14 protein-coding genes and 1 tRNA gene are annotated in these 15019 nt (G+C 68.1%); 5 read left to right on the forward strand and 10 right to left on the reverse strand.

From position 1 onward, the window contains the following. Positions 1–27 precede the first annotated feature (27 nt). Positions 28–1158: an S-(hydroxymethyl)glutathione dehydrogenase/class III alcohol dehydrogenase gene (locus D5084_RS04985; RefSeq protein WP_128514417.1), complete on the reverse strand. Its 1131-nt coding sequence runs from the start codon at positions 1156–1158 to the stop codon at positions 28–30. A 73-nt stretch (positions 1159–1231) separates the two neighbouring features. Here D5084_RS04985 and D5084_RS18425 point away from each other — a divergent pair, with 73 nt between their 5' ends. Next, positions 1232–1522, forward strand: a complete 291-nt coding sequence (locus D5084_RS18425) for an I78 family peptidase inhibitor (RefSeq protein WP_162302380.1) — start codon at positions 1232–1234, stop codon at positions 1520–1522. A gap of 59 nt (positions 1523–1581) precedes the next feature. On the opposite strand, the gene D5084_RS04995 is transcribed toward D5084_RS18425, so the two are convergent. Beyond that, complete coding sequence (locus D5084_RS04995) at positions 1582–2022, reverse strand: c-type cytochrome (protein WP_128514419.1); 441 nt, start codon at positions 2020–2022, stop codon at positions 1582–1584. A gap of 196 nt (positions 2023–2218) precedes the next feature. Between D5084_RS04995 and D5084_RS05000 the strand changes: the two genes are divergently transcribed. The 4 genes from D5084_RS05000 (at position 2219) to D5084_RS05015 (ending at position 7558) form a co-directional block, all read left to right on the forward strand. Continuing rightward, the gene (locus tag D5084_RS05000; protein ID WP_128514420.1) at positions 2219–3895 is read left to right on the forward strand and encodes a Y-family DNA polymerase; all 1677 of its coding nucleotides are present in this window, start codon (positions 2219–2221) and stop codon (positions 3893–3895) included. A 130-nt stretch (positions 3896–4025) separates the two neighbouring features. Next, positions 4026–5273, forward strand: coding sequence for an RNA polymerase factor sigma-54 (rpoN, locus tag D5084_RS05005; RefSeq protein ID WP_128514421.1), 1248 nt, complete (start codon positions 4026–4028; stop codon positions 5271–5273). Between the two features lie 73 nt (positions 5274–5346). Further along, positions 5347–7347, forward strand: a complete 2001-nt coding sequence (locus D5084_RS05010; protein WP_128514422.1) for a hydantoinase/oxoprolinase family protein — start codon at positions 5347–5349, stop codon at positions 7345–7347. Between the two features lie 134 nt (positions 7348–7481). Then, positions 7482–7558: transfer RNA gene (locus tag D5084_RS05015), tRNA-Met, on the forward strand. A gap of 76 nt (positions 7559–7634) precedes the next feature. Here D5084_RS05015 and D5084_RS05020 read toward each other — a convergent pair. The 8 genes from D5084_RS05020 to D5084_RS05055 are packed head-to-tail and all read right to left on the reverse strand — an operon-like array spanning position 7635 to position 14979. Beyond that, positions 7635–8411, reverse strand: coding sequence for a creatininase family protein (locus tag D5084_RS05020; RefSeq protein ID WP_128514423.1), 777 nt, complete (start codon positions 8409–8411; stop codon positions 7635–7637). Continuing rightward, positions 8408–9061 carry an NAD(P)H-dependent oxidoreductase gene (locus D5084_RS05025; RefSeq protein WP_128514424.1) on the reverse strand — a complete coding sequence of 218 codons (654 nt, stop codon included), beginning with the start codon at positions 9059–9061 and terminating at the stop codon, positions 8408–8410. The genes D5084_RS05020 and D5084_RS05025 overlap by 4 nt, the downstream gene beginning before the upstream one ends. Further along, positions 9061–9645 (reverse strand): NAD(P)H-dependent oxidoreductase, encoded by a 585-nt coding sequence (locus D5084_RS05030; RefSeq protein ID WP_128514425.1) that lies wholly within the window; start codon positions 9643–9645, stop codon positions 9061–9063. The genes D5084_RS05025 and D5084_RS05030 overlap by 1 nt, the downstream gene beginning before the upstream one ends. After that, positions 9642–11036, reverse strand: a complete 1395-nt coding sequence (locus D5084_RS05035) for an FAD-binding oxidoreductase (RefSeq protein ID WP_128514426.1) — start codon at positions 11034–11036, stop codon at positions 9642–9644. The genes D5084_RS05030 and D5084_RS05035 overlap by 4 nt, the downstream gene beginning before the upstream one ends. Beyond that, the gene (locus D5084_RS05040; RefSeq protein ID WP_128514427.1) at positions 11033–12298 is read right to left on the reverse strand and encodes a cytosine deaminase; all 1266 of its coding nucleotides are present in this window, start codon (positions 12296–12298) and stop codon (positions 11033–11035) included. The genes D5084_RS05035 and D5084_RS05040 overlap by 4 nt, the downstream gene beginning before the upstream one ends. Next, the gene (locus D5084_RS05045) at positions 12295–13149 is read right to left on the reverse strand and encodes an ABC transporter permease (protein ID WP_128514428.1); all 855 of its coding nucleotides are present in this window, start codon (positions 13147–13149) and stop codon (positions 12295–12297) included. Before D5084_RS05045 ends, D5084_RS05040 begins: the two co-directional genes overlap by 4 nt. Continuing rightward, entirely contained in the window at positions 13146–13943 is a 798-nt protein-coding gene (locus tag D5084_RS05050; protein WP_128514429.1) for an ABC transporter ATP-binding protein, read from the reverse strand. Before D5084_RS05050 ends, D5084_RS05045 begins: the two co-directional genes overlap by 4 nt. A 49-nt stretch (positions 13944–13992) precedes the next feature. Further along, the gene (locus tag D5084_RS05055; RefSeq protein WP_238382531.1) at positions 13993–14979 is read right to left on the reverse strand and encodes an ABC transporter substrate-binding protein; all 987 of its coding nucleotides are present in this window, start codon (positions 14977–14979) and stop codon (positions 13993–13995) included. Positions 14980–15019 lie beyond the last annotated feature (40 nt).

Consider the following 15019-nt stretch of genomic DNA (forward strand, 5'->3'; position numbering starts at 1 on the left):
ACCCCGCGCCGGGAGGCTGGCCCCGGATCAGTAGACGACGACGGCGCGGATCGACTTGCCTTCGTGCATGAGGTCGAAGCCCTTGTTGATGTCGTCCAGCGTCAGGACATGTGTGATCATCGGGTCGATTTCGATCTTGCCGTCCATGTACCAGTCGACGATCTTCGGCACGTCCGTGCGGCCCCGCGCGCCACCGAAAGCCGTGCCTTTCCAGACCCGGCCCGTGACCAGCTGGAAGGGCCGCGTCTCGATCGTGGCGCCTGCGGGGGCGACGCCGATCACGATGGACTGGCCCCAGCCCCGATGGGTGCATTCCAGCGCCGCGCGCATCACCTTGACGTTGCCGGTGCAGTCAAAGCTGTAGTCCACCCCGCCGATCCTGTCGAAGGGCGTCTTGGTCATGTTGACGATGTGGGGGGCGATCTCGCCCTCGATCTTCGTGGGGTTGACGAAATGGGTCATGCCGAAGCGGCGACCCCATTCCTCCTTGTCGTCGTTGATGTCGATGCCGATGATCTTGTCGGCCCCGGCCAGCTTGAGACCCTGGATCACGTTCAGCCCGATCCCGCCGAGGCCGAAGACCGCCGCCGTGGCGCCCGGTTCCACCTTGGCGGTGTTCAGCACCGCGCCCACCCCGGTGGTCACGCCGCAGCCGATGTAGCAGATCTTGTCAAAGGGCGCGTCGTCGCGGACCTTGGCCAGGGCGATCTCCGGCAGGACCGTGTGGTTGGCGAAGGTCGAGCAGCCCATGTAGTGGTAGATCGGCGTGCCATCCAGCATGGAAAACCGCGTGGTTCCGTCGGGCATCAGGCCGCGCCCCTGCGTGTCGCGGATCGCGGTGCAGAGGTTGGTCTTGCGGGAAAGGCAGGACGGGCACTCACGGCATTCCGGGGTGTAAAGCGGGATGACATGGTCGCCCGGTTTCAGAGACTTCACGCCGGGGCCGCATTTCACCACCACTCCCGCGCCCTCATGCCCCAGGATCGAGGGGAATATCCCCTCGGGGTCAGCGCCCGACAGGGTGAATTCGTCGGTGTGGCAGATGCCGGTGGCCCTGATCTCGATCAGGACCTCGCCTTCCTTGGGGTCGTCGAGGTTTACCTCCATGATCTGCAAAGGTTTTCCGGGGGCGACGGCAACGGCGGCACGGGTGCGCATATGGTATTCCCTCCCTTATGGTCGGCGGAAGGCTGTGCCAAAGATGGCCAGAATGCAATTCAGGAAACGACCCATGAAACATGCTTATAGCCTGCTCGCCTTCGCGCCGGTCCTGCTGGCGGCCTGTGTCGAGACCGACATCGGTCCGCAAGTTCCGATCGACCCGACGCCCATCGATTCCTGCGGCGCGGTTCCCTATCAGAACCTTGTCGGCAAGCCCGGCGTCATCCTGGACGGGATGCGCTTCAGCCAGGAGGTCCGGGTGATCCAGTACGGAATGGCGGTGACGATGGACTATCGCGCCGACCGGCTGAACTTCTGGCTGGACCGCCGCGACGTGATCGAGCGGGTGGTCTGCGGCTGACATGCAAAAGGCCCCGGACCTGCGCCCGGGGCCTTGGTTCGTCCCGCCGGGGGGCAGTCCTAGTTCATCACTCGGAATTCGCTGTGGCACTCCTTGCAGGTGCCGCCGAGCGTGCCCATGCCCGCGCCGATCATCTCGGCCGAGCTGACATCCATCGCGCCGGCAGCATCGCCGAGCTTCTTGGCATCGGCCAGGAACTCATCCCAATTCGCCCAGATCTCGGGCTTGGCTTCCGAGGCGGGGTCCGCGCCGCCCTGATCCTTGAACGCGGTCTCGATCTGGCCAGCAGCCTCGACGATGGCGGCCTTGGCGGCTTCGGCGGCGGCGGCGTCATAGGCGGCCTTGCCACCCGCCATGTCGCCGAGGATTCCGGTGTTCTTGCCGACAATCCGCATCAGGTCCGACCGGGCCTTGGCGTTCGGATCGGTGCGGTCGCCCTTGGCATAGGCTGCCCCGGAGATCAGGACGGCACCGATTGCTACGGCTTTGACAAACTTCATCTACTGGCTCCCTCGCTGGCTTGTGCGAACACTATAGCCGCGTCATTCCGTCGCGGTAATCCTGGTTCTGTGCCCTCACGCACTTGTCATCTGCGGTTGTGCGGCGACCCTCACACAGTTGTCATCATGGGCGGGACTCGACAGGGGCGCGGCGGGCTGGCATCACTGGAACATATAGCGAACAAATGAGTCGATGATGGCGGGTCGGCGCATCCTGTCCCTGTGGTTTCCGCGCCTTGCGGCCGAACGCTTGGCGCGGCGGCGGGGCGATGCGGTGCCTATGCCGCTGGCCGTGGTGGGGGATCGCAACGGCGCACAGGTGCTGGTGTCGCTGTCGGCAGAGGCTGAGGCGGAAGGGCTGAGCCTGGGCCAGCCCCTGCGCGATGCGACCGCGATCTGCCCGGCGCTTCTGACCGTGCCCGCCGACCCTCCGGGCGAGGCGCAGTTCCTGTTGACCCTGCGCCGCTGGGCGGGCCGCTTTTCGCCCTGGGTGGCGGATGAAGCCCCGGCGGGCCTGATGATCGACCTGACCGGCTCGGCGCATCTTCACGGCGGGGAAGAAGGCGTGCTGGCCCGGGTGGCCGAGGATTGCGAAGCCCTGGGCCTGACCGTCCGCGCGGCGATTGCCGACACGCCCGGCGCGGCCTGGGCCCTGGCGCGCTATGCCCGGGCCGGAGTGGCGCCCCTGCGGTCCGGCGACGCCATCGACCAGGAGGCGCGGGCGACCCGGTCCCGCGCGGCCAAGCGTCGGGGCTGGGAGAGGGGCGGCAACCTGCCCCGCGCGGTCACGGCCCGGGGGGCCGAGGCGGCGGTGATCGTGCCGCCCGGTCGGCTTTACGACGCCTTGGCCGACCTGCCCCTGCCCGCGCTGCGGCTGGCCCCGGACGTGGTCGACCGGCTGACCCGGCTTGGCCTGCGCCGAGTGGGCGATATCATGGGCCTGCCCCGCGCCGCCCTTGCCCGCCGCTTCGGCGCCGACACGCTGCGCCGTCTGGATCAGGCGCTGGGGCTGGAGCCCGAACCCGTCAGCCCCGCCCGCCCGCCGATGCATTTCGCCGTACGGCTGACCCTGCCCGACCCCATCGGCCTGCGGTCCGATGTCGAGGCGGCGCTGGACCGGCTGCTCCCGCCCTTCTGCGACAAGCTGAAAGCCAGGGGGCGCGGCGTGCGGCGGGTGCTGTTCCAGGGCTTCCGCGCCGACGGCGGGGTGGCCTCGGTCGAGGTGGGGCTTGCCCGCGCCAGCGACAGCCCCGACCGCATCCGCCCGCTGCTGCACCTGAAGCTCGATCAGATCGACGCCGGTTTCGGGATCGACTGCCTGCGGCTGGAGGCCCTGGCCACCGAAGCGGTCAGCGCCGTCCAGCATCGCGGGCAGATCGAGGTGACCGAACAGGCGCTGGCCAATGCCGGGCGGGTGCCGGTGGGCTCTGCCCAGGCGCTGGAGGATCTGATCGGGCGGCTTGGCGCAAGGCTTAGCACCGAGGCGGTGTTGCGCCTGCACCCCGCCGACAGCCATGTGCCCGCGAAATCCGCCAAGGTCCTGATGGCCGCCTGGAGCCAGCCGCATGACGGGCCCTGGCCCGCCCCGCCCGGCCCCCGCCCGCTGGTGATGTTCCGCCCCGAACCCGTCGATGCCCCCGGCGTCCCCGACCTGCCGACCCGGTTCCGCTGGCGGCGGCGCGCGTTCCGCCTGCGGATGGCGGCGGGGCCGGAACGGCTGCAACCGGAATGGTGGCTCGAGGACCCCGACTGGCGCGGCGGCACCCGGGATTACTGGCGGGTCGAGACGGAAGGCGGCGAAAGGCTCTGGCTGTTCTACGGGCGCGGCGGGGCGGTGACCGACCAGTGGTATTGCGAGGGGGTGTTTTCCTGACACCGCGCACCGCCGGAATCTTCGAAAACTCCGGATCGGAGCCTTTGCAGGCTCCGGCACGATTTCTTCGAAGAAATCGTTTCCAGATCGGTGCTTGCCGCAAGAGACCATCCGTGGGAACCATCACCCCATGAAGTCCAGAACCCGAATTTCCGTCACCCAGACCCAGCGCATGGCGCTGACCACGGGACTTGCGACCTCGATCCGCATCCTGCGCGCCGATGCGGCGGGCCTCAGCCGCTATCTGGAGGAAGCGGCGGCCGAGAACCCCCAGATCCTCCTGACCAGGCCCCAGGTGCAGGACTGGATCCCGCGCTGGAAATCCGCCTTCGCCTGGGACGCCGAACGGCCGGAACAGGAAGCCGCGGGACCAAGCCTCATCGCCCATGTCCTGGGCCTGATCGAGAGCCTGCGCCTGAACCCGCAAGAGGCGCGCATCGCCATGGTGCTGGCCGAGGCGCTGGAGCCATCGGGCTGGCTGGGCCGCCCCCCGGCCGCGATTGCCGGGCAGCTGGGCGTCACCGTGGCGGCTGTGGACGGCATCCTTGACCGGCTGCAGAAACAGGCCGAACCGACGGGGCTTTTCGCCCGCAACCTTGCCGACTGCCTGCGGCTTCAGGCCGAGGAGGCCGGGCAGCTTGACAAGCCGATGCGGGCGCTTCTGGACCGGCTGGACCTTCTGGCCAAGGGCGAGATCGACCGCATCGCGCGCGAGGCGGGACTTGAACCGTCGGACCTGCGCCAGGCTTTCGGACGGCTGCGCAGCTATGACCCGAAGCCCGGCGCGGGGTTCGAGCCTTTTGCCGCCCCGGTCCGCGAGCCCGACCTGATCGCCGAAAAGGGTCAGGCGGGCTGGATCATATCGCTGAACCGATCCGCCCTGCCCTCGGTTTCTGTGGCCGAGGGGCGCGCCAAGGGCCGGGCCGAGGCGCGGGCGCTGATCAAGATGATCGAGGGGCGGAATGCAACGCTGCTGTCGGTCGGGCAGGACATCCTGACGCGGCAGGAGGCGGCGCTGGAGGAGGGTCTGGGCGCGCTGGTTCCGATGACGATGGCCGATGTGGCCCAATCGTTGGGTCTGCATGAAAGCACGATCAGCCGGGTCGTCGCCGGGACAGCCGTAGACACCCCGCGCGGCACCTGGTGGCTGCGGACCCTGTTCACCAAGGCCGTGCATGAAGGCGGCCCGGCGGCGGGGGCGCTGCGCGACCGGCTGGCGCGGCTGGTGGCCGAGGAGGACCCCGACCACCCGCTGTCGGACGAGGCGCTGGCGGTAGCCCTGGCCGAGGGCGGCGCCCCCATCGCCCGGCGCACGGTGGCGAAATACCGTGCCATGCTGAACCTGCCCCCCGCGCATCGGCGCAAGCGGCGGGCCTGATGTCGTTTCCGGGGCTGACAGGCGGATGATCCTGCACTAGCTGGCAAGAGGTTGCGCAGGATCAGAGGCGGGCATGGCGATCTTTCTGGGTGTCGATACCGGGGGCACCTATACCGATGCGGTGATCCTGGACGATGAGGCGAATGCCGTCCTTGGCAAGGCCAAGGCGCTGACCTCGCGGCACGATCTGGCCGTGGGGATCGGGCAGGCCGTCGATGCCGCGATTGCGGCGGCGGGGGTCAGCGCGTCGGACGTGGCGCTGGTGTCGCTGTCCACAACGCTGGCGACGAACGCGCTGGTCGAGGGCCAGGGCGCGCGTGTGGCTTTGGTCTTCATCGGCTTTGACGAGGCCGACCTTGGCCGCAGCGGGCTCATCGAGGCGCTGAAGGGCGATCCGGTCGTGCAGCTGCCCGGCGGCCATACCCACGCCGGAACCGAAGTCGCCCCCTTGGACCTTGACGCGCTGGAGGCGCAGGTCCGCGCTTTGGGGCACGAGGTATCGGGCTTTGCCGTGGCGGCGCAGTTCGCCACCCGCAACCCCGCGCACGAGGTCGCCGCCCGCGATCTGATCCGCCGCGTCACCGGGCGGCCCGTGACCTGTTCGCACGAACTGTCGGCCAATCTGAACGGCCCGAAACGCGCGCTGACGGCCGTGCTGAACGCCCGGCTGATCGGGATGATCGACCGGCTGGTCGCCGCCTGCGAGCGGCATCTGGCGGCGGTGGGCATCGACGCCCCGCTGATGGCCGTGCGCGGCGACGGGGCGCTGATCTCGGCGGCGATGGTGCGGGAACGGCCCATCGAGACGATCCTCTCCGGCCCTGCCGCAAGCATCGTCGGCGCGCGCTGGCTGACCGGGGCCACGGACGCGCTGGTCAGCGACATCGGCGGGACGACGACCGATGTTGCGCTCCTTCGCAACGGATTGCCCGAGATCGACCCGCAGGGCGCCCGCGTCGGCGGGTTCCGCACCATGGTCGAGGCGGTGGCGATGCGCACGACCGGCCTTGGCGGCGACAGCGAGGTGCATCTGGTCACCGAAGGTCTGACGGGCGGGTTGCGCCTTGGACCACGGCGGCTGATGCCGGTGTCGCTCCTCGCCGTGGATCATGGCCCGATGGTCCATGCCGCCCTTGACCGCTGGCTGTCCTCGGAGGCCGTGGGCGAGATGGACGGTCGCTTTGTCGTGCCGATGTCGGGCCAGCGCGGCGGCCTGAATGCGCGCGAACTGGCCGTGCTGGACCGGATCACCGCGCCGATGCCGATGGCGGCCTGCCTGACCTCGCGGCTGGAGGTCGCGGCGCTGGAACGGCTGGTGGCGCGGGGGCTGGTGATGATCTCGGGCGTGACACCTTCGGATGCGGCGCATGTGCTGGGCCGGCTTGACAGTTGGGATGCGGCGGCGGCGGACAAGGCGCTGCGGCTGATTGCCAGGCGGCGGACGGGGGCGGGCGACCGCTTTGCCTCGGGGCCCGAGGCCTTTGCGCAGGCGATCGTGGACCAGCTGACGCAACAGACGGTGGACTGTCTGCTGGAAGCCGCCTTCGGTGAGGATGCGGCCTTTGCGGGCGAGGCCCCCCAGGCGCTCGCCCTCCACAGGCTGACCCGCGCCGGCCTTGGCCCGCATCGCGGCGTGGTCGAGGTCAGCGTCAGGCTGGGCGTCCCGGTCATCGGCCTTGGCGCTTCGGCCCCGTCCTATTACGGCGCGGTGGGAGAAAGGCTGCGCTGCCCGATGATCCTGCCCGAACACGCCGGGGTGGCAAATGCCATCGGCGCGGTGGCAGGTCAGGTCAGCCAGCGCGCGACGGCCACGGTCTCCTCGCCCGCCGAAGGTCGGTTCGTCGCGCATCTGGCCGATGGGTTGCAGGTCTTTGCCAGCGCCGAGGACGCCCTGGCCACAACCGAGGCGGCGGTTGTCGCCGAAGCCTCCCGCCGCGCCCGGGACGCCGGGGCGGTGGACCTGCGGCTCAGCGTCGAGCGCGCGGTGAAGGAGGTCGAGATCGAGGGCCGACCGATGTTCATCGAGGCCAGGGTGACGGCAACCGCGTCCGGGCGCCCCCGCGTGGCGCATTGACGGGACGCTCATCGTGTCCTGCGGTCACTTTCGCTGGCGACACCGACGGGAAGAGGAAGTCGCACGAGGAGGCCGGGCGCCTGCGCGATTCACCCTTGACCTCTTCCCGCCGCACCCTTAATCCGCCCGCCAGTGGCTAGGTAGCTCAGCTGGTTAGAGCGTGCGACTCATAATCGCAAGGTCGAGGGTTCGAGTCCCTCCCTCGCCACCATTCCCGATCCTCGGCAAATGGCCAGTCGCCCCCGATCGCATCGGGTGTTCACAGGCCCTGTTCCTGCCCTGCGCCCTTACCGCTGGTGGCCCGGCAAGGGTTCCGCCGCGACCTTGCGCAAAAGGCCGATGACGTCGGCGACGATGTGCTCGGCTGTCAGCCTGCCCTTTTCCGCCGTGGCCAGATGCGCCTCGCCCACCACGCCGGCGGGGTTGAGGTCCGAGGAGATCCAGGCCTGCGCCACCGCTCCGATGGGCGGGATCGGGGCGGTCTCGGCGGTGGACCGGAAGTCGCGCGCCGCCGCCATGTCCACAGTGTCGGGGCGGAAGTGGAGGAGGAGCGAGGTCTCCATGTCGCCGCCATGGATGCCGAAGCGGGTTTCCTGATCGGAAAAAAGCCCCGGCGGCATCCCCATCGCCCCCCAGCCCAGGCGCACGGCCAGCATCCCGGCCTGCACCCGCAACTCGCGCGACAGGATGGATATCAGATCGGCATTGCCGCCGTGGCTGTTCAGGATGACGATCTTCTTCACGCCTGCACGGGCGACGGAAAGGCCGATCTCGGTCCAGGCGGCAAGGGCGGTGGCGGCAGTGAGGGTCAGCGTGCCGGGGGCCCAGAGGTGCTCGTTCGACTTGCCTACCGCCATCACCGGCAGGATGCGCAGGTCAAGGTCCTGCGGAGCGCGCTCGGCCAGAAGGCGGCAGAGATGGGTGGCTATGATCGTGTCCGTGCCGACGGGCAGGTGTGGCCCGTGCTGCTCCACCGCCGCCGTGGGCAGGATCGCGATGGTGCGCATGGGGTCGATGGCGGAGAAATCGGGGGCGCGGAAGTCGGCCCAGTCGCGGATGGTCATTCGGCGGCCTCGGGTCGCAGGGAGGGCGGTTCGGGCAATGGGACGGGGACGGGGCGGCCGATCAGCTTGTCCATCTGCGCGGCGACCCGGGCCAGGTGCGCCCGGCGGCTTTCAGCGGTTGAGCTGTCCATCAGGTAATGCGCCGCGAAGGCCCTGCGATGGAACGGGGTCAGCAGGAACCCCACCCCGCGGCGCAGGGTCCGCCGTCCGGGGGCGCCCACGATGAAGGTCAGCCAGCGGCTGGCCCCGCAGGTGGTGAAGACGCCCAGCCGCGTGATGTGGCGCAGGCCGGGGCGGATCGTCTTGTGCGCCCCGTCGGGCATCAGGAAGGCCACATCCGGCAAGAGCACCCGGTCCAGCCAGCCCTTCAGCATCGCCGGCAGGCCATACCACCAGGTCGGATAGACGAAGATCAGCGTGTCGCACCAGCGGATGTCCTCGACCTCGCGGCGAACGGGGGCGCAGTTGTCGGGACAGGTCAGATAACCCTCCCATTCCTCGCGAGTCAGGACGGGCGAGAAGCCGCTGGCGTATAGATCGTGCAGGCGGACCTCGGCCCCGGCAGAGCCGAGTTTGGCCAGCACGAGGTCGCGGACGGCGGCGTTGAAGCTGTAGGGGGAGGGGTGACAATAGACGACAAGGGCGCGCATCAGAAATGCCTCATCTTCTGTTGCACGCGGGCAAGATAGTCCGCGCGCTGGCGCTGGTCGGCACGGTTCATGTCGTAAAGCGCCATGTAGAGAAAGCTATCCGGTTGGCAGGCGTGACGGAAGGCCCGCGACATGACCTTGCGGGGCGGATCGCCAGCCAGGAAAGCCCGCGTCCGGTTCGCGCCATAGGTGGTGACGGACGCGAGCTTGCGGATATGGGTCATCGCGGGCTTCACCTTGCCGTTTTCCAGACGGAAGGTGATGCCGGGAAGGAAGACGCGGTCGGTGTAGCCCTTCAGGATCGCGGGGAAGCCGAAGTTCCAGACCGGATGCACGAAGATCAGCGCCTGGGCGGCGCGCAGGCGATCGACATGCGACTGCACGGGCTGCGTGTTGGTGGCGGTGTCGTGGTAGCCCCGGCGTTCCTCGGCCCCCATCACCGGGTCGAAGCCCTCGGCGTAAAGGTCGCAGAGATCGACATCCCAGCCCCTCTCGGTCAGCGTGCCGGTCACGGTGTCGCGCAGGGCCGCCGCGAAACTTTCGCCGCAGGGATGGGCGTAAAGGACCAGCGCCCGGGTCGTCATCCGGCCGCCTTCATCCCGGGATAGGCATACATGCGGGAGTAATCCCAGTCCGGCGCGTCCCAGGCGATCATCTTGCCGGGGTTCAGGATGCCCTTGGGGTCCGCCTGGCGCTTGAAGTCAAGTTGCGTCGCGTCGGTCGACTGACGCCCGCCTTCCTCCAGCGTGTAGCGGTGGGGGTTGAAGACGTGGCAGCCCATCGCCTCGTGCGCGGCCACGATCTCGTCCAGCCGCGCCTCGGTGGTGAACTTGACCAGCGTCAGGCCCGCAAAGCCCAGCTGCCCGCCCATCCGCATCGCCTCCAGATGCTGGATCAGCTCGCCCGGGAAGGCGGCGCGGATGGCGGCGATCTTCTCCTCATAGACGCCGGGGGCATAGGCGACCTGAAGATAGGTGATCGAGGGGTCGATCTTCAACGCCCTGAGGGTGGTGTGGTTCCAGCCGTATTCGAAGACCGGGCCGGGTTCGCGGTCCCACTTCGTCCGGTCGCTGCGGTATATGAGTTCGGCGCCGGGATAGCGGGCGAGGAAGGTCACGAACCCGTCCATCGACTGCGGCGCGATCATCAGGCCCAGAAGGTTGTCCTCGGGCGCGACGTGCGGGGCGACGCGCTGGAAATAGGCGCTGGCGGTGGGGGCCTCGTAGACCGAGATCAGCTTTTTCAGGATGCCGTCCTGATGGCCGAGGTCCCCGGCCAGTTGCACTGCCGTGGCAAAGTCGCGGTGGGTGACGAAGATCTCCACCCAGTCATAGGCCGGGGCCAGCGGCATCTCGATTTCGGTGATGACGCCATTGGTGCCATAGGCGTGGGAGACGCGGTGCAGCTCCTCGCCGGTGAAGTCGTGGACCTGCGGCGTCGCCTCGGCGGTGACGACCCGCAGGCGCAGGATGTTGCCAAGGTCGCGCAGGACGCCCCAGGTGCAAGAGCCAACCCCGCCCGAACCGCCACCGATGAAGCCGCCGATCGTGGCGGTGGCCCAGGTGGAGGGGTGCATCCGCAGTTCCTGCCCGGAATGGGCGCGGGTGGCGGCGTCGAGGTCCTTGATGAGGCAGCCGGGTTCGACGATCACCCGACCGGGGTGGATTTCCTTAACCGCCGTCATGTTCTTCATGTGCATTATGATCCCGCCCCTCAAAGGGATCGCCTGGCCATAGTTCCCGGTCCCTGCCCCGCGCACGGTGACGGGCACGTCATGGGCGTGGGCGGCGGCCAGAACCTCGATCACCTCGGCCTCGGTGCGGGGCGAGACGACGAAATCGGCGGTCAGGTGGTCCATCCGCGCCTTCAGGACCGGGGAATACCAGAAGAAATCGCGCGACTTGGCGCGGACCGAGATCGGATTCTCGTCGATCTCCAGGTGGCCGAGGGCGGCTTTCAGGGCTTCGGTGGTCATGCGGTCCTCATCAGGTCGTCAAGCTCGGCATAGTCGGGAAGAGTGCGGTCGATGGGCCGCCCGGCGCGCAGGACGGTGCGGTCGGACTGCGGGCGGGAGAAAAGCTCGGTCCAGGTCCGCGCGCGGAAGATCACCAGATCGGCAGGGGCACCGGGGGCGAGCGAGGGCGCGGGGAAGGCGCACATCGCGGCGGGCACGGTCAGGACGGACTGCACCCAGTCGGTCGCGGAGTGGTCCAGATGGGCGATCCGCGTTGCCTCACGCAGGACCTCGACCATGTCGAGATCGCCATAGGCATAGAACGGATCACGGGTGTTGTCGGAAGCAAAGGCCACCGGGATGCCGCGCGCGCGGGCCTCATGCACCAGCGTGATGCCCCGGTTGCGGGGGGTGCGGGCGGGGTGGCGGTCTTGCAGATAAAGGTTGCACATCGGCAGGCTGACGATCCCGATCCCGGCCTTGGCGCAAAGGTCCAAGGTCCGCAGCGCCTGCCCCTCGGGCATGGTGGAAAGCGAGCAGCAGTGCCCCGCAACGATGCGGCCTTGAAAGCCCGTTTCAATAGCCGCCTCGGCAATCTGGGCGAGGGTGTTGACCGAAGGATCCATCGTCTCGTCTGCGTGGAAATCGGCATCAAGGCCCCGGTCCGCAGCCAGCCGGAAGAAGTACCGCAGGCGGTCGGGCATATCGGGCATGGGATAGGTGAACAGGCCCAAGGTGCCGCGATGCGCTGCCACCCGGTCGGCCAGCGCCTCGAAGGCCGGGTCCAGCACCAGGTCGCAACCCGCAAGCGATGAGGCCTGAAGGTCGATCCGCCCCGCCCATTCCTCCCGGATTTCGGCGAAAAGCGGCCACGAAATCGCATCCTGCGGCGGGATGCTGTCCAGATGCGTGCGGATCGCGCGGGTCCCATGCGCGAAGGCCCCACGAAGCGCGAAGTCCATCCGGCGGCGCACATCCTCGGCCGACCAATGCCTTTCCCGGTCCGCCCCCGCCGCCTCAAGCGCGCCCAGAAAGGTGCCGTCCGGGTTGGGGCTCCGGCCCCAGATCTGGCCCTTGTCGAGGTGGGTGTGCATGTCGATGAAGGCAGGCAGCACCATCGCGCCCTTCAAGTCCACCTCGGCCATCCCGGGTGCCGGCGCGACCAGCTTGCCACCCTCTAGCCCCAGGTCCACCCGCACGAGGTCCCCGGCCCCGCCGATCAGGCAGGCGGGCACGTTCGCGTTGCGCAACACCACACGACCGTCGGGCAGCGCCAGAGTCATTGCCCGCCCCGCAGCGCGCTTTCGTGCCACTTGCGCAGGAAAAGCCACGACACGAAACTCGTCAGCGCGAAGATCGCCACCCCCACCACGGCGATCAGGGCGAGCGCGGCGAACATGCGGGGGATATTGAGGCGGTAGGACGCCTCAAGGATGCGGAAGGCCAGACCCGACCCCGCGCCCCCGGTGCCCACGACATATTCCGCCACGATGGCCCCGATCAGCGCCAGCCCCCCGGCAATGCGCAACCCCCCCAGGAAATAGGGCAGCGCCGAGGGGAGTTGCAGGAACAGAAGCCGCTGCACCCGGCTGGCCCCGTAGATCGAGAACAGGTCGCGCAGGTTGTGGTCGGTGGATTTGAGGCCTAGGGTCGTGTTCGACAGGATCGGGAAGAAGGCCACGATCCAGGCACAGATCAGGACGCGCGCGGTCGGCTCCTTGACGTAGATGAAGATCAGGGGCGCGATGGAGACGATGGGGGTGACCTGAAGGATCACCGCGTAGGGATAGAAAACCAGTTCGGCAAAGCGGCTCTGGTCGAAAAGGATCGCCAGCAGCACCCCGCCGATCACCGCAACGGCCAGGGCCATCAGCGTGATCCGCAGCGTGACCAGCAGCGCATCGCCCAGGATCGCCCGATCCTCGACCAGCTGCTGCCAGACCCGGACGGGAGAGGGCAGGATGTAATGCGGCACTTCGTTGGCCACAACAAACCATTGCCAGAGACCAAGCGTGGCGAAGACGACGGCGATGGGGACAAGCCAGCGCGCCACTGCCTCGACCCTAGCGGCACGGGCGCGGGCGCGTTCCTCGGCATCCCAGACGGCGGCGGCGCGATCATCGGCAAGGGTCATGCGGGCTCTCCCATCGCCTGGGCCAGGGCCTCGGACACCACCTGCGCATGGGCGGCATAGGTGGCCGAGGTGCGAAACTCCATCGTGCGGGGATAGGGAGCGTCGACCTGGACTTCCCGCACCACCCGGCCAGGGCGCGGGGCCATCACGACGATGCGGTCGGACAGGAAGACGCTTTCGAACACGGAATGCGTGACGAAGATCACCGTGCAGCCGATCTTTTCGCGCATGGCGAGAAGGTCGTTGTTCAGCTTCTGCCGAGTGATCTCGTCCAGCGCGGCAAAGGGTTCGTCCATCAGGATCAGCCGCGGGCCGGTCACCAGCGCGCGGGCGATGGAGACGCGCATCTTCATGCCCCCCGACAGCTCGCGCGGGTAGGCGTCGTGAAAGTTTGACAGACCCACAAGGTCCAAGGCCTCGGCCACCCGTGACCGCACCGTGTCGAACCCCTGCCCGCGCAGGCGGAACGGCAGGTAGACGTTCTGCGCAACGGTCGCCCAGGGCATCAGCGTCGGTTCCTGGAAGACGACCCCCAGGTCGCCCTTCTGCTGCCCGCCGGTCCACAGGATGCGGCCCTGCGTCGGTTGCATCAGCCCCGCGATCAGCCGCAGAGCCGTGGATTTGCCGCAGCCCGAGGGGCCGAGAAGCGACAGGAAATCGCCCTCGTTCAGCTCAAGGTTCATGCCCTGAAGCGCGGTCACGGTGCCGTTGAAGACCTTGGCAATCCCCTGCATTTCCAGAAGTTTGCGGCGGGTGCCCAGCGGGCGGATGGTGCGATGGGCCAGTTCGGTCATGGCGGTCCCCGAAAGCGGGCGAAGGCCGGAGGCCCCCGCCCTGCCCGCCTTACTCAGCCGGCTTCAGATCAAGGCCGGTCTTCTTGTTCACGAACTGCAAGGTGTAACCCTTCTTGATGTCCACGCCCTCGGGCAGCACGCCCGCCTTCACCATCGAGGCGTAGAATGCGTCCATATGCGCGTCCGTCATCGCGCCGATGCCCAGCGTCAGCGCATCGCCGCTGTCGACAATTCCGTGTTCCTTCATCGCCGCGATGGAATAGGCGATCGCCTCGTCCGACATGTCGGGGTTGTCGGCCTTGATCATTTCGATGGCCTTGGCGTTGTCACCGTACAGGAAGTTGTACCAGCCGATGGCCGAGCCATCGACAAAGCACTGCACAACCTCGGGCCGGTTCGCCACGGTGTCGGCCATCGTCTCGATGATGGTCGAATAGGCGTCATAGCCCGCGTCCGCGATCAGCCAGGCGTCGGGTTTGAAGCCTGCTTCCTTCTCCACGAAAAATGGCTCGGAGGTGAGATACCCCTGCATCCCCCAGGTGGGGTTGGCGATCAGCGGGGCGGCGTTGAAGGTGTAAACCTCGCGCTGTTCCGGCTTGAAGCCATAGGCGCTGATCATCCAGGCCCAGAAGGTCGTCACTCCGCCGTCCGAGATCAGGATTTTGTCCAGCTTGGTAAGGTCGGCAAAGGACTTGGCAACACCCGGATGGGTCACGATGACCTGAGGGTCCTTCTGGAACGTTGCCGCGACCGTTACGATGGGCAGCCCTTCTATGACGGCATTGATCGTGTCCAGCGACGAGCCGCCCATGTTGAAATCGACCTGGCCTGCCAGCATCAGCGCGCGGTTGTTGACCTGCGGGCCGCCCGGCAGGATCTTCACGTCCAGCCCGCAGGCCGCATAGGTCCCGTCGGCCACGGCCTGATAGTAGCCCCCGTGTTCGGCCTGCGCGACCCAGTTGGTCCCGAAGGTGACCGCGACGTTCTGGGCGGCGACTGGTGCTGCGGTCAGCGCGGCAACTGCCGTGACAAGCAAGCAACGCGAGTTCAAGTGCATGGATCGGCTCTCCTGTTGG

The sequence above is a fragment of the Tabrizicola thermarum genome, assembly GCF_003574395.1.
GTDB lineage: Bacteria > Pseudomonadota > Alphaproteobacteria > Rhodobacterales > Rhodobacteraceae > Tabrizicola > Tabrizicola thermarum.

What these genes read in the sequence shown, in the direction of transcription:
- D5084_RS04985 (WP_128514417.1), bottom strand. Translation starts at nt 1,158, where the DNA reads ATGCGCACCCGTGCCGCCGTTGCCGTCGCCCCCGGAAAACCTTTGCAG.
- D5084_RS18425 (WP_162302380.1), top strand. Translation starts at nt 1,232, where the DNA reads ATGAAACATGCTTATAGCCTGCTCGCCTTCGCGCCGGTCCTGCTGGCG.
- D5084_RS04995 (WP_128514419.1), bottom strand. Translation starts at nt 2,022, where the DNA reads ATGAAGTTTGTCAAAGCCGTAGCAATCGGTGCCGTCCTGATCTCCGGG.
- D5084_RS05000 (WP_128514420.1), top strand. Translation starts at nt 2,219, where the DNA reads ATGGCGGGTCGGCGCATCCTGTCCCTGTGGTTTCCGCGCCTTGCGGCC.
- rpoN (WP_128514421.1), top strand. Translation starts at nt 4,026, where the DNA reads ATGAAGTCCAGAACCCGAATTTCCGTCACCCAGACCCAGCGCATGGCG.
- D5084_RS05010 (WP_128514422.1), top strand. Translation starts at nt 5,347, where the DNA reads ATGGCGATCTTTCTGGGTGTCGATACCGGGGGCACCTATACCGATGCG.
- D5084_RS05020 (WP_128514423.1), bottom strand. Translation starts at nt 8,411, where the DNA reads ATGACCATCCGCGACTGGGCCGACTTCCGCGCCCCCGATTTCTCCGCC.
- D5084_RS05025 (WP_128514424.1), bottom strand. Translation starts at nt 9,061, where the DNA reads ATGCGCGCCCTTGTCGTCTATTGTCACCCCTCCCCCTACAGCTTCAAC.
- D5084_RS05030 (WP_128514425.1), bottom strand. Translation starts at nt 9,645, where the DNA reads ATGACGACCCGGGCGCTGGTCCTTTACGCCCATCCCTGCGGCGAAAGT.
- D5084_RS05035 (WP_128514426.1), bottom strand. Translation starts at nt 11,036, where the DNA reads ATGACCACCGAAGCCCTGAAAGCCGCCCTCGGCCACCTGGAGATCGAC.
- D5084_RS05040 (WP_128514427.1), bottom strand. Translation starts at nt 12,298, where the DNA reads ATGACTCTGGCGCTGCCCGACGGTCGTGTGGTGTTGCGCAACGCGAAC.
- D5084_RS05045 (WP_128514428.1), bottom strand. Translation starts at nt 13,149, where the DNA reads ATGACCCTTGCCGATGATCGCGCCGCCGCCGTCTGGGATGCCGAGGAA.
- D5084_RS05050 (WP_128514429.1), bottom strand. Translation starts at nt 13,943, where the DNA reads ATGACCGAACTGGCCCATCGCACCATCCGCCCGCTGGGCACCCGCCGC.